Source organism: Leclercia sp. TB492, from assembly GCF_049974505.2.
GTDB lineage: Bacteria > Pseudomonadota > Gammaproteobacteria > Enterobacterales > Enterobacteriaceae > Enterobacter > Enterobacter adecarboxylatus_C.
This window is the reverse complement of the sequence record NZ_CM127572.1, coordinates 3,550,997-3,563,551: the sequence shown is the minus strand read 5'-3', so window position 1 is coordinate 3,563,551 and position 12,555 is coordinate 3,550,997. Positions and strand designations below refer to the sequence as shown.

Here is a 12,555-nt window from a genome sequence, read left to right as displayed (position 1 = left end):
TATGAAAGCCATTGCTATTACCCGTTCTGCACCAGACAACATCGATTTCCTGCACGAGATTGAGCTGCCGCAGCCGACGGCAACAGGGCATGACCTGCTGATTGAAGTGAAAGCTATCTCCGTCAACCCGGTGGATACCAAGGTCCGCGCCGGGTTTAGCGGGGATACGCCGCGGGTTCTCGGCTGGGATGCGGTAGGAACTGTTACCGCCGTCGGTGAGGCGGTGACCCTTTTCTCGCCGGGTGACGAGGTCTGGTATGCCGGGGCGCTGGGCCGGGCGGGCAGCAACAGCGAGTATCAGCTGGTGGATGAGCGCATTGTGGCCCTGAAGCCAAAAACGCTGGACAACGCCGCCGCCGCCGCGATGCCGTTAACGGCGATCACCGCCTGGGAAATGCTGTTCGATCGGCTGGCCGTTCAGGAGCAGGGCAACGAAGGCGATACGCTGCTGATCGTCGGCGCCGCAGGCGGGGTGGGGTCGATCCTCGTTCAGCTGGCACGCAAGCTGACAAAGATGACCGTGATCGGCACGGCGTCGCGCCCGGAAAGTCAGCAATGGGTACGGGAGGCGGGGGCGCATTATGTTATCGACCACAGCAAGCCGCTGTCGGAAGAGCTTGCCGCGCAGGGGATCAACGAGGTGACTCACGTCGCCAGCCTGAACCACACTGCCGCGCACTATGCGGAAATTATTAAGGCCCTGGCGCCGCAGGGCAAACTGGCGCTGATTGACGATCCCGAAACGCTGGATGCCCGCCCGCTGAAGGCGAAGAGCATCTCCCTGCACTGGGAGTTTATGTTCACCCGCTCGATGTTTGAAACCCGGGATATGATCGCTCAGCACCAGCTTTTGACCCGCGTCGCAACGCTGATTGATGAGCAGGTGATCGCTACCACGCTGGGTGAACACTACGGGACGATCACGGCGGCGAATGTGCAGAAGGCCCATGCGCAGTTAGAGACCGGACGTGCGGTTGGGAAGATTGTGCTGGAAGGGTTCTGACGGGGCTAATGGCTTTCGCTGGATAAATTGAGGATACAAAAAAGCCCGCAGGCTTGCACCATGCGGGCTTTCATGACTTCGTATCAGGCTCTGGTGACCATCTACAAAGAATTTTGGTGGAGCTGGCGGGAGTTGAACCCGTATCCGAAATTCACTTAAGATATTGAATATTAATGATTTATTAATCTCAAAATACCTTGAGTGCATTTTAGGTGCATATCGTTGTCTTCTTAACGTCCTGATTCTGTCCAACATTTTGAAATATTTACTCCACTACAGAGCTGCTGACATCGCAGTTTTACCGTCATACTCAGCCAGGTATGAGCCATAGTGGCGAAACAGCATCTCCGGCCCTTTATGGCCCATCTGACCAGCCAGCCAGAATAGGTTAACGCCCTGGCTGATGTGTCGCGTGGCAAAAGTATGTCGGGTCTGGTAAGGGTTCCGATAGCGTACACCGGCCTTTTTAAGGGTAGGTACCCATGCTTTCTTACGAATGGCGTCAGCGTTCGCCCATGGCATACCCGTTTTTGGATCGCTGAAGATGAACTCACTTTTCATGAAAGTGAATTGCTTTTGTGTCTGCAGTGCCGTCAGCGCCTCACTATTCAGCTCAACTTTACGAGTACCGGCTTTTGTTTTGGTGCCCTTCAGCACACCCACGACACTGGCCGCCTGCACGTGAGCGGTGCTCTCGATAAAATCGATGTCAGACCAGCGCAGCGCGCACAACTCAGAGCTGCGCAGCCCGGTATTGAATGCGAACCGGAAAAGGTTCTCCCACTCCTGGAATTTGCAGTGCTGATAAATGGCGGTGGTTTCTGCTGGCGTGAACGGATCAACCTCGTAATCGTCGGCATTCGGGCTGTTGTCGATCACGTGGTACCGGCTGGCGCTGACCAGAGTCACCGGGTTAATCGTCAGCAGACCATCCGTCACAGCCTCATCAATGGCACTGCGCAGGAATGAGAGGTTATTTCGGATCGTTTTCAGCTTTGTTTTCCGGCTGGCTATCCAGTTTTTCAGGACGGCTGGCGTCAGCTCCGAGACATGCAGTTTATGCAGGGAAGACAGCGCCGAAAGGCATTTTTCATAACCGCCAATAGTGGACGGCGAAAGGTTGCGATTCCCGCAAATTTTCAGGTATTCGTCGAGATAGGACTTAATATTTTTGGTTTTCTTCACTACCCCGAACAGCTCCAGTTTTTTGGAGTTGGGGAAGTATTTCGCATAATCGAATGTGCCGCCGGCGATCTGGTTCTGTATTTCCCCCAGCAGGCGCTCGGCATACTTCACACCGCGCGCGTTTGCTTCCATTCTGGAAAGGGGCTCCCGGCAGAGAACCCCCTTGCAGGTGAATGTGATCACCAGAGTATCGCCAGTTTTATGCTGGCGAATGGTTACTCCTCTTGGGAGAGATAATGATCCTTGTTCTTTCTTGCCCATTTTGAAACCTCCGTTAAGTCTATCCAGCGTTCTTTAACGCCATCGACTTTTAATACATGGACACCCTCTTTCCATAACCCCCTTTGTATCCGTTTGTTAACGGCTTCTACCGTTTCTCCTGCGTCCCGGCAGTAGGTTGAAAGTGGTACGCAATCAAGACTCATGGCCGACCTCCCGCCCAAATGCCTAGGCATTTTCCAGTTCATTTGCCGCATAGATAAGTGCGTTGTGATGAGCCCGAAAACCGCCGTCAAGTTCGCGCGCAGCTCTATCACGTAAGAAGTCGATCGCTGGCTGGTAATCGGCTTTATGTTGGGCCTGTTTTTCACCCCGGCAGACGGTATTCATTTTCTGTCCTTCAATTTGCTGTATCGCTCATGGCTCATTACTTCCCAGTTCTGGCCCCCGTCACGGGACAACAGGCGCCAGCGAAGATTTACCCTCAGGCTCAGATTCCCCGATCCGTGCATACGGCAAGGATGAATACGTCTGGCTCTGTATTGCCTGAGCACCTGAATTGCCTGTGAATGAACCCATTCAGGAATGCGTATTGCTGTCAGGGCCATTGTCCTTATCTCCCGCTGGTGGAATGACGGTGTAGCCGGCGCGTTCTGCCATCCATAAAAAGGTTTCCAGAGTCGCTGTTACTTCGCCTCCTTGGACTGGGCGCGAATGAATGACCTTCCCGTTCTCGATGGTGAGCACCACGTCAATCGGACCGTGCTCTACTGAATAATTAACATCAGCCATTTGATGTCTCCTGAATACGCAGCTCCATATCACGAGCCATTTCAATAAACGTGTCCAAAGAACAGATATGTTCATCGGGAAATAACCGCCGATCACATTTCACCTGGCCGTTTTCGATGTAGAGAACGACGCGGCCAGTGAAGTCAGGCAGAACATGCAGGTCGATATTTAAAACAGGGGAGGGGATTTGAACCCCTCGGCATAAAATCATTTGCTGTCCAGCCATTTCACCATGCCTCGTTTATATTGCTGCCTGGCGTATGCTTCCAGCTCAGCAAGCAATTCATCTATAATTAGCTTTCCTGTCTCGGTTAAATATTCAGTGTGTCCATTTATATCGGGACTGTTTAAATAGGTTTTCCGGATGAATTCTGGCGATTCCTTTCCGAATTCAGATGCGGATTGCTTTTCGAATCTGATTAGTAGTTTCTGAAACACATCTTCATCGAGGGCAATTGTCTCTATTTCCTTATTTGGCAGATTGATCACCAGACAATAGCCACCTGTTTTGCGTTTCATTCTGTGCAGTGCTGCTATAGCAATGCGGCGACGATAGATTGCAATAACGTTGTTTTTCATTGTTAACACCCGTAGGCTTTTCGCAGATATAAATTTGCAATTAACCACTGCCCGAGTGATGCGTACAGCATCGCTGTTTTATAAGCAACTTTATTTTTCATAATAAATACCCATTAAAAGGATGTAATATTACCCAGCGATAAAGCTGTATTTATTCCAGATTAGTTTACGGTGTGGTTATTTGTTGTTGACTTTTACAGCCTGTTCTTCGATTAACCAAGTACATACATCACCTGTGAGTCTGCGCAGTAACGAGGCAATAGCTATCACTTCGGAATCAGCCATTCTGTCAGGATAAGACTCCATCATACGACAAATAATTTCCGCTTGATGCGCGCGTTCAGTTACCTGCTCTAAAGAAATTTCATGCGCCATGGTTCCCATCCTTTACGCCGGATAGATAAGCCGCGGTTTGTGATATTTTATTTGTAGCAATCGCCAATTCAGCGAGAGATGAAATAATAGTGGAAAGATTGCTGATTTTTTCTTTATCAGTTTCATCATCCTCAGTTAAAGAGAAAATATTCAAGCTGATATGATTAATAGCATCAAGCAAACTGATAGTTTTGGTATCGCAATCAGAGGCGAGATCAGCATATCCAATATCAGAGCAATTACCTTCACTCCGAAAACCCTTGATATCTACTAACTGATAAAACTTATTGGTGGTCGGTTTAGCTGTCATTTTATTGGCTCCATTGTTTGCCGATGAAATAAGCATACGATCACCATAATTGTCTGTCAAACATATTTATGCGTGGTAAACATATTTTAGGTGTAATCAACTGTTTTCATGACTTTAAAAGATATGTTTCAAAAGCAAAAAAAAGAGCCGGAAGGCTCTTTAGTATGTGCGGGGATGATGGGTTATGCGTGGCGTCGGAACTGTTGTGATTGGCTTAAAAGTACCTTTCCGCAAACGTGGAGCATATCCATCTCTTCATCAGTGATCTGCCATTCTCTATAGAGCGGGTTGTCAGACAGCACGTGAAGTTGAGTTTTGATTTTCTGAAGCCGTTTTACAAAGAGATCGCCGCTAAAATCAAAAACATATATACCGTCACCGTCGAAATGGTTGACACCGACATCAACAAAAATGAGATCACCAGGCTCGATGGTGCCCTGCATGCTATCGCCGCGAACGTTAATGAGCTTGACCTGATTTGCTGGCCTGTGGCCAAAGAGGTTTCTTGCTTCTTCGGTAACATACTCGATCGAACTAATAACTTCGATGAAGTCGCGGGTAGAGTTCCCATTGCCAGCGCTTGCAGAAACGTCCATAACATCAACCCGATACACGTCCCTTCTCCTTTCCGACGAAAGTGAATTGATACTGTATGTTTCTACAGTATCTTTTTTATCTTGGAAAGAAAATAGTTCGGAGAGTGGAACTTCTAACGCCTCGGCAATTTTTTTGAGGCTGGCTTCACTGTAGCCCTGCATACCTCTTTCGAGCCGTGAAATGTTGCCGACATCCCAATCAGTCAGGGACGCCAGCTGGTTTATAGTCATTTTCTTTGCTTTTCGCAGCTCTCTAATCCGTTGCCCTACGTTCATCGAAGCACCCCCGCCAAATGTTATTTAATTTGTATTTTATACATAATTTTGCAACTCACACAACTCAACTTGCATAATATGTTTTTGACGCATATTATGTCTAAAACACAAATGGAGTTATGCGCATGTTCACACCGCTACGCAAAGCTCGCCTCAAAGCAAAGATGACCATTCAGGAGGTTGCATCATCCATTAAGTGCGACCCCGGTAATCTTAGTCGAATGGAGCGAGGTATACAGAGGCCTTCTCCAGAAGTTGCTGAGAAGCTGGCCAAGTTGTTCGACGCAGAATTGACAGAAATTCAGATCCTCTATCCCGAAAGGTTTAGCTCTGATGGATATCAACCGTAATGAGCACCTGGTTATGCCTGACAACCATAGCCAGGCAGATTCGGAATGGATTAAACAGCAACTATTAACCCTGGCACCATCCGCACGACAAAAAGCAATGCAGCGTTATGCAGCTGTGTACCAGGAATCGTATGAAGCCGAGCCGGTTTCTTACCGCAAGGAGAACCGGGCAAGGCATGAAGCAAACACACGGCTTCGCCTGTTCGTTAGAAATCACGGTAGAGCTTTACAGGGGTATACCGCCGAACCTCCCCTGGCTGGAACGCAAGCGCGTTTTTGATTGTTTCGGGTTTAAAGGTACCCGGACAGATGCAGGCTTAAAGGTGTCTGCTCAGGTTGGCAACCACCAGAACCTCATCCCCATTTGTACTAGGGAAGTAGTGCGTTTTTATGGGGAAGAGGGAAAGGGGGGTAAGGGGGGGATTGGGTGCAGGGGAAGGAATAGGTCCTTTTCCAACAGGAGAGATCCATAGGTTAGGTAGATCTCAGTCTTAAGGGCTGAACCACAAAAAGCGCTGTATCAGCAAGGTAGTACGCAAGCTGAAAGCGCACAGAAACGAGGAAGGTTCTTCCTGGAAGAGTGAATTTCAGGGGAGCTGATTCAGAAGGGAGGCTGGCAGCCTTTGGGGAGGCCGCCAGCCATGTGAGGGGAATCCATGAAAACCACATCACAGAATTATTATCTCATCACCGCGGGGGCAGCACAATGCAGCTGACGATCACACCGAATTTTGCACAGGAACGCGCGCTTAACATGCTGCGTCGGGACTGGAAGGCAAACCACACCTTCATGGTGTACTCGCCGACCGGTAGCGGCAAAACGGGGCTGGCCGCATTCATCGTTGCCGGGTTCGTCAGCCGTGGCAAGCGCGTTCTGTTCTGCGCGCCATACACCATCCTGATCGGTCAGACGGCAAACCGCTTTGTTGAATATGGATTACCGGGTGACGAAATCGGGTACATATGGGCAGATCATCCAAACTACGATCCGTCACTGAAAATCCAGATTGCCAGCGCCGATACGCTTATTCGCCGCGTGTTCCCTGACAACATCGATCTGCTGATCATCGACGAAGCGCACCTGCGTAAAAAGCGCATCCTGCAGAACATCGAACGCCTGCGCGCCAACGGTGTGAAAGTGATTGGCCTGTCAGGTACACCGTTTTCGCCGTTCCTCGGTAAATACTATGACCGCCTCATTAAACCGACCACCATCGGCGAGCTGATCCAGCGCGGCGATTTGAGCAAATACGAGTTTTACGCACCGACTAAACCGGATCTAAAAGGCGTTAGAACGGCCTCATCACTGGAGTTCGGCAGCGACTACAACGAGGCTCAGCTGGCGGAGATCATGTGCGGTTCCACGCTGGTGGGCGATATCGTCCAGAACTGGCTGGAGAATGGCCGTGACCTGCCGACAATCGCGTTCTGCGTGAACGTAGCCCACGCCAATTTCCTCACCATTCAGTTTAACCAGGCTGGCGTTAATGCCGAGGTGATGACCGCTGACACCCCGGTGGAGGATCGCCAGACCATCATTCACCGCTTCGAGACTGGTGCCACGAAAATCATCGTGAGCGTCGGCGTTCTTGTGGCCGGGTTCGACAGCGACGTTCGCTGCATCATCTACGCCAGACCAACCAAAAGCGAAATTCGCTGGCTGCAGGCGTTGGGTCGCGGTCTGCGCACCGCGCCGGGTAAAGAATCCTGCCTCATCTTCGATCACAGCGGCACCGTACATCGCCTGGGTTACCCGGACTCTATCGAGTATGACGACCTTCCGGGCAAATCTGACGGAATGGATGAAAGCACGCGCCGGGCTGCTGAAGAGCGCGAAGAGAAGCTGCCGCACGAATGCTCGCAATGCCACTACATGAAACCAGCTGGCGTCTACGTCTGCCCGAAATGCGGCCACAAGCCGCTGGCCGGTGAAGATATCGATACCGACACCGGGCGGAAACTCAAAAAGCTGGGCAACGAGCAGCGTCAGCCCACAAAGGCCGAGAAACAGGCCTGGTGGAGCCAGATCAAGTTTTACCAGCGTCAGCGCGAATCTCTGGGCAAAAAGCCGGTAAGCGATGGGTGGTGTAAGCACACATTCCATGATCGCTTCGGAGAGTGGCCCAACGGCCTGAGCGACTACCCGATGGACATCACCCCTACGGTATCGAACTTCATCAGGCACAAACAAATCGCCTTTGTGAAAGGGAAGGCTAAACACCAGCAGGATGTAGCAGCAGAACCTGCGACTTCCCGCATTCGCCACGCGCATAACACGATTAACGAAATCAGGCAGCAGTTAGGGAAATAAGCATGAAGACGGCAGCAGCGGCTAAAGGCCAGTGGGCCATGATTTTTGAACATTATGGGCTTCCGCCGATCACCGGCAAAAACCACTTCAGAGGGAAATGCCCGCTATGTGACTCAACTGGCAAATTCCGCATCGATGACCGTGATGGTGCGGGAACGTGGATCTGCACCTGCGGCAGCGGCGATGGGTTGAAACTGGTTACGCAAACCCAGGGCAAACCCTTCAATGAGATCTGCCGTGAAATCGACGAGTTGATCGGCAATACCTTTGCTCGCGAAAAAATACCGGTCACCAGCAACGCTGGCAGCCTTCGTAAAAGGGTGATCAGCAAGTTTTCGAAGCTTGCACCGCTGCGCGGCACATCCGGCGCTGAATATCTCAGCTCCCGTGGCGTCTACCAGCTCCCGCAGGACGCTATCAGATTCAACGACCATGAGCGCTACGGCGGCAAGGTTTTCCAGAGCCTGTATTCACTCGCAACAGATGACAAGGGCGAGCTTTGCTATCTGCACAGAACCTTGTTGGACGGAAACCGGAAGGCCCAGTTGAAGGATTCATCCAGGGCGAAGCGTCAAAAATCACTGCAGGAAGAAAGTTACCTGGATCACGCGCGGTCGGTGGCGATCCGTATGTTCCCCGTATCCACCACGCTGGGCATCGCCGAGGGCATCGAAACAGCCCTGTCAGCGCACCAGCTCTACGGCGTAAATACTTGGGCAACCATGACCAGCGGATTTATGAAGAAATTCCGGGTACCCGCGGGCGTGAAGAATTTCATCATCTTCGCAGACCGTGACATCAACAGCGCGACTGGTTTAGCTGCTGCTATGGAATGTGCCCATGCCAATTTGCTGGCAAAAAACGATCTGGAGAAGGTCAGTATCTACTGGCCGGATAACGGAGACTTCAACGACATGCTCACGAACGGCGATCAGGTCCGTGAAATGGTTTTCTATAAAAAACAGCAGGTGGCCGCATGAAACTGGAAGCATCACTCAAACATTTCAGCCCTCAGGGAATGCACATCAGCGACAGCGTGAAAGGTACATCACCGGATCGGCTCACTGGCACTGATGTTATGGCGGCCATAGGTACCACCAGCAGCCGGGCACGTTTCGGCCTGGCGGCATTCTTCGGCAAAGCCGGGATCAGCAAAACGGATGAGCAGATGGCGGTTCAGGCGCTGGCCCGTCATGCAATGGATACCGCACCAAAGAACGTGCGTAAAGCAGCGGGTGCAGAGTTCGGTTGGTGTATGCAGCTTCTGGCGCAATTTGCCTTTGCAGAGTATTCCCGTTCGGCGGCCACCAGCGCGCCGTGTAACAGCTGCGGCGGCACCGGCTTTACGGACCAGCCTGAGGATGTAATCAAGCACCCTGGAATTTTCGATGCAGACGGTGCTGAAGTTGTGGCCCCGAAGATTAAGCGTGAGCTGGTGAAACGTACATGCGGAACATGCGGCGGTAAGGGAGTGATCCATGCCCGCTGTCGTTGCGGAGGTAAAGGCGAAGTGCTCGACCGTGCAGAGACTAAGAAGAAAGGTGCCCCGGTGTTTAAAACCTGTGAGCGTTGTTCTGGAAACGGATTTTCATCGGTGCCCTCTACAGCTGCGCATAAAGCGATTCTTAAACGTTTGCCAGATCTGCATGTAAGGACATGGACGCGCAACTGGAAACCTTTTCTGGAGGCGCTGGTGGACATTTGCCAGCAGGAAGAAGGGAGGGCTGCCAGAGAATTTCAGGCTGCAACCACACTTTGCGAAGAAGCCTACAAAATTTAGCATTTTATCTACAAAAAACTTGCTTTTGTCCGAAGTTGTCGTGTAAGCTTCAAATCGTGGGATATAACGCCTGCACGCAATTAAACCCGCCACAGTGCGGGTTTTTTTATGGGCAACTTGCACATGTTTAGCCCGCCATGAGGCGGGCTGTAGGGTCGCTTAGCGTCCGAGGCTACGCAGAAAAGATTCGAAATGCGCAAACTCACCTTCTGGGGCGGTAGAGGAGTTTTTCAATTTAGCGCTAATGGCCGAAAGATTTTTTTTGGTGAGAAATTTTCCTGCTTCGTGCAGGAGTGATTTGAGCTGCTTTATACGCTCATCAATGTTATTAGCGCGTTGAGCCAGATCTGAAATCACGGGGCTACCGGCCTTGCTTAAATCGACCTGGCGGATTGATTTAATATCCTCAGCAATAGAAACAAAGCGATTCTTTAAGTTATTTTCGGGTAACAATACATGAACGAAAGATACTTTACCCATAATGTAATCGCTAGTGGCTTCACCAGATTCACGCATATGTCTGTTCGCTGTGAACAGAAGAGATCTCGCCCACTTCGCCGTCTCAACTTCGGTAAGGATAACTGTACCATCCTGATTCTTTGCTAAGAGTCTGATCTCCGTTGACGCTAAACGGCCAGAGTGGTTGGCATTTTGTATCTTTTCAATGTTCGAGGCGCAGCTATCAATTGAAGGCTTAACTTTCCTGAACCCTTCGATAGTGGAAGCCCAGACATCGCATTTTTTCTTGGCTTCAGAAACAATCATCTTATTCGTTTCAAGCCTCATGAAATTATCGAACTGCTCAGTCAGTTCCTTAAATTTCACACCGAATTCATCAGCCCCACAAATGTTACCAATATTGGTTTCAATGCCATCATCGGTACGCACGATATACCCCAATTGATGAGGCTGATTGCAACCTTTCAGGCCGCAGTGAATTTTATCTTTAAAACGATAGAATCCGATTATTTCGGAAAGTTTGTGTTCTGACTTTGATATTTTGTTAGAGAAGTTTGGCCGATTTGTGATTTCTTCCCAGAGTTCGACCCGCTGGCTACCTGATGCTGTGCGTACAAAAATCATGAACCGCTCCATTCGATAGTGGACCGTTCATTTTATCTCCATGCAAAAAAGATAACCATATCTTGCTTATAGATTTAACTGAGGGCTGCCGTTTGGTGGCCTTTTCTTTTTCAGGCTCCCGGAATCCCTATCACTCGTTTTGTCGTTAATACATCCGGAGGGCTCAACCAGAAATAATCAGATAAGGTTAGCCTCCTTAATGGAAAGCGATTAGGCTATGTCAGTGGTGAATCCCCCTATGCGGTGGGGCGTCCAGACAGGCAGGTGAGTAGCGCGGTTCTGTGGTCTGGCGCAGAGCCACCGGGAGGCACCCGGCACCACAACCTCAATATCATCTATTTCTAAGGCTGCCGATTGGCGGCCTTTTCTATTTCAGGCTCCCGGAACCCCCATCACTCGTCTTGTCGTTAATTCATCCGGTGAGCCTGATCCTTCACATATAACACCCGCGAACAGCGAGGTGAGAGAAATGTCCCGTATGAGCAAACTTGTCACCGGAGTCGCCCTCGGCACCTCAGGAGGAACCATCCTGAACGGCGTCCTCACAAAACTGAGTCCTGACGAATGGAGCGCCATCGGCGTACTGGCAGGTATTGCCGGGATAATCGTTACCGGACTCATTAACTGGTATTTCAAACGCAAGGTCGCCAATGCGCAGGTCAAGGCGCTGGAGAAATACGGCCCGGCAGTGAAAGTTGGAGAAGACTGATATGCCAATGACAAGCAGCCTTCGCAATAAACTGATCGCCGCAGCGGGTGGCGGCGCAATGCTGATTGCCTCGCTGTTCCTCGGTGGGCAGGATGGCGTAGAAGGGCGGAAGTACGAAGCCTATAAAGACGTCGCCGGGGTGTGGACTGTGTGCGACGGCCATACTGGTCGGGATATTGTGAGAGGGAAGAAGTATTCCGATCGCGAGTGTGACCAGTTGCTCTGGAAAGACCTCCAGCCAGCAAAACGCACCGTAGACAATCTGGTCAGGGTGCCGCTGGGCGAGTATCAGCGCGCCGCGCTTTACAGCTTTGTCTTCAACGTTGGTTCTGACGCGTTCTCTAAGTCCACGCTTCTGCGCAAGCTGAACAAAGGTGATCACGACGGTGCGTGCGAAGAAATGCGCCGTTGGGTTTACGCTGGTGGCATGAAGTGGAAAGGCCTCCAGAACCGCCGCGAGATGGAGCGCAGCATGTGCCTGGCGGAGAGCAAACATGACCTTTAGCCTTCGAACGATTCTGCTGATTACTCTCGCAGCCGTTCTGCTGGCAGGTGGCTATGGCGAGCTACGTTACCGGAATGGCTGGTACGCCCATGCCGACCATATCAACGTGCTGGCTGCTGATAGGCGGGCCAAAGCAGAAAAGGCTATTCAGCCTGTCGAACTGAAGGCCGCTCAGGCCAGAGACGAAGGCCGTATTATCTACCGAACCATAACCCGCGACGTGGTGAAATATGTCCAGGATCCAAATCGTACCGTTTGTGATTTTGATGATGAGTCTGTCCGGCTGCGCCGAGAGGCTATCGACGCTGCCAACTCCATCAGCGGATTTGATGCAGGAACCCTGCAAGGGAAGTGATGCCGGGACTAATAGCGACGAAGACCTTCATGCCGATATCGAGACTGCTGAATGCCTACGTCAGCTGCGCCTCGATAAGTACCGCTGGCAGGCATGGTATAAAGCTGTGAAGTGAATACCGGGCAAA

General features: G+C 50.9%; 20 protein-coding genes. 9 read left to right on the top strand and 11 right to left on the bottom strand.

All coding sequences use genetic code 11. The features are described from left to right. The first annotated feature begins 1 nt into the window (after window position 1). A complete protein-coding gene (locus ACP4QI_RS16885) occupies window positions 2–1,003 on the top strand; it encodes a zinc-binding alcohol dehydrogenase family protein (RefSeq protein ID WP_426495619.1) in 1,002 nt (333 codons plus the stop codon). Between the two features lie 273 nt (window positions 1,004–1,276). On the opposite strand, the gene ACP4QI_RS16880 is transcribed toward ACP4QI_RS16885, so the two are convergent. The 10 genes from ACP4QI_RS16880 to ACP4QI_RS16835 form a co-directional block, all read right to left on the bottom strand. After that, window positions 1,277–2,449: an Arm DNA-binding domain-containing protein gene (locus tag ACP4QI_RS16880; protein WP_426495618.1), complete on the bottom strand. Its 1,173-nt coding sequence runs from the start codon at window positions 2,447–2,449 to the stop codon at window positions 1,277–1,279. After that, window positions 2,404–2,613: a hypothetical protein gene (locus ACP4QI_RS16875; protein WP_000050710.1), complete on the bottom strand. Its 210-nt coding sequence runs from the start codon at window positions 2,611–2,613 to the stop codon at window positions 2,404–2,406. Before ACP4QI_RS16875 ends, ACP4QI_RS16880 begins: the two co-directional genes overlap by 46 nt. A 22-nt stretch (window positions 2,614–2,635) precedes the next feature. Continuing rightward, entirely contained in the window at window positions 2,636–2,797 is a 162-nt protein-coding gene (locus ACP4QI_RS16870) for a hypothetical protein (RefSeq protein WP_426495617.1), read from the bottom strand. Continuing rightward, window positions 2,794–3,015 (bottom strand): ParE family toxin-like protein, encoded by a 222-nt coding sequence (locus ACP4QI_RS16865; protein ID WP_241258640.1) that lies wholly within the window; start codon window positions 3,013–3,015, stop codon window positions 2,794–2,796. The genes ACP4QI_RS16870 and ACP4QI_RS16865 overlap by 4 nt, the downstream gene beginning before the upstream one ends. Next, complete coding sequence (locus ACP4QI_RS16860) at window positions 2,987–3,199, bottom strand: hypothetical protein (RefSeq protein WP_426495616.1); 213 nt, start codon at window positions 3,197–3,199, stop codon at window positions 2,987–2,989. Before ACP4QI_RS16860 ends, ACP4QI_RS16865 begins: the two co-directional genes overlap by 29 nt. After that, a complete protein-coding gene (locus tag ACP4QI_RS16855) occupies window positions 3,192–3,425 on the bottom strand; it encodes a hypothetical protein (RefSeq protein WP_426495615.1) in 234 nt (77 codons plus the stop codon). The genes ACP4QI_RS16860 and ACP4QI_RS16855 overlap by 8 nt, the downstream gene beginning before the upstream one ends. Continuing rightward, complete coding sequence (locus ACP4QI_RS16850) at window positions 3,407–3,778, bottom strand: hypothetical protein (RefSeq protein ID WP_426495614.1); 372 nt, start codon at window positions 3,776–3,778, stop codon at window positions 3,407–3,409. Before ACP4QI_RS16850 ends, ACP4QI_RS16855 begins: the two co-directional genes overlap by 19 nt. A gap of 177 nt (window positions 3,779–3,955) precedes the next feature. After that, window positions 3,956–4,153, bottom strand: a complete 198-nt coding sequence (locus ACP4QI_RS16845; protein ID WP_164540880.1) for a hypothetical protein — start codon at window positions 4,151–4,153, stop codon at window positions 3,956–3,958. Then, the gene (locus ACP4QI_RS16840) at window positions 4,143–4,499 is read right to left on the bottom strand and encodes a hypothetical protein (protein WP_206535030.1); all 357 of its coding nucleotides are present in this window, start codon (window positions 4,497–4,499) and stop codon (window positions 4,143–4,145) included. Before ACP4QI_RS16840 ends, ACP4QI_RS16845 begins: the two co-directional genes overlap by 11 nt. A gap of 146 nt (window positions 4,500–4,645) precedes the next feature. Then, window positions 4,646–5,335, bottom strand: coding sequence for an XRE family transcriptional regulator (locus ACP4QI_RS16835; RefSeq protein ID WP_139563120.1), 690 nt, complete (start codon window positions 5,333–5,335; stop codon window positions 4,646–4,648). Between the two features lie 119 nt (window positions 5,336–5,454). Here ACP4QI_RS16835 and ACP4QI_RS16830 point away from each other — a divergent pair, with 119 nt between their 5' ends. From ACP4QI_RS16830 to ACP4QI_RS16810, 5 genes are all read left to right on the top strand, one after another. Next, entirely contained in the window at window positions 5,455–5,685 is a 231-nt protein-coding gene (locus tag ACP4QI_RS16830; protein ID WP_139563119.1) for a helix-turn-helix domain-containing protein, read from the top strand. After that, entirely contained in the window at window positions 5,669–5,965 is a 297-nt protein-coding gene (locus ACP4QI_RS16825) for a hypothetical protein (protein WP_164540878.1), read from the top strand. Before ACP4QI_RS16830 ends, ACP4QI_RS16825 begins: the two co-directional genes overlap by 17 nt. Window positions 5,966–6,391: 426 nt before the next feature. Beyond that, window positions 6,392–7,996, top strand: a complete 1,605-nt coding sequence (locus ACP4QI_RS16820) for a DEAD/DEAH box helicase (protein WP_426495613.1) — start codon at window positions 6,392–6,394, stop codon at window positions 7,994–7,996. Window positions 7,997–7,998: 2 nt separating this feature from the next. Further along, window positions 7,999–8,976, top strand: coding sequence for a toprim domain-containing protein (locus ACP4QI_RS16815; protein WP_426495612.1), 978 nt, complete (start codon window positions 7,999–8,001; stop codon window positions 8,974–8,976). After that, window positions 8,973–9,776, top strand: a complete 804-nt coding sequence (locus ACP4QI_RS16810; RefSeq protein WP_426495611.1) for an antitermination protein — start codon at window positions 8,973–8,975, stop codon at window positions 9,774–9,776. The genes ACP4QI_RS16815 and ACP4QI_RS16810 overlap by 4 nt, the downstream gene beginning before the upstream one ends. 159 nt (window positions 9,777–9,935) lie before the next feature. Here ACP4QI_RS16810 and ACP4QI_RS16805 read toward each other — a convergent pair whose 3' ends face one another. Continuing rightward, window positions 9,936–10,859: a hypothetical protein gene (locus tag ACP4QI_RS16805; protein ID WP_426495610.1), complete on the bottom strand. Its 924-nt coding sequence runs from the start codon at window positions 10,857–10,859 to the stop codon at window positions 9,936–9,938. A 478-nt stretch (window positions 10,860–11,337) separates the two neighbouring features. Here ACP4QI_RS16805 and ACP4QI_RS16800 point away from each other — a divergent pair, with 478 nt between their 5' ends. Genes ACP4QI_RS16800 through ACP4QI_RS16790 form a run of 3 tightly spaced genes read left to right on the top strand, consistent with a single transcriptional unit; the run spans window position 11,338 to window position 12,428 of the window. Next, window positions 11,338–11,568, top strand: a complete 231-nt coding sequence (locus ACP4QI_RS16800; RefSeq protein WP_051916132.1) for a class II holin family protein — start codon at window positions 11,338–11,340, stop codon at window positions 11,566–11,568. A 7-nt stretch (window positions 11,569–11,575) separates the two neighbouring features. Continuing rightward, complete coding sequence (locus ACP4QI_RS16795; RefSeq protein WP_426495727.1) at window positions 11,576–12,073, top strand: lysozyme; 498 nt, start codon at window positions 11,576–11,578, stop codon at window positions 12,071–12,073. Beyond that, on the top strand, window positions 12,063–12,428 hold the full coding sequence (locus ACP4QI_RS16790) for a hypothetical protein (RefSeq protein WP_144837586.1): 366 nt from the start codon (window positions 12,063–12,065) through the stop codon (window positions 12,426–12,428). Before ACP4QI_RS16795 ends, ACP4QI_RS16790 begins: the two co-directional genes overlap by 11 nt. Window positions 12,429–12,555: the final 127 nt, after the last annotated feature.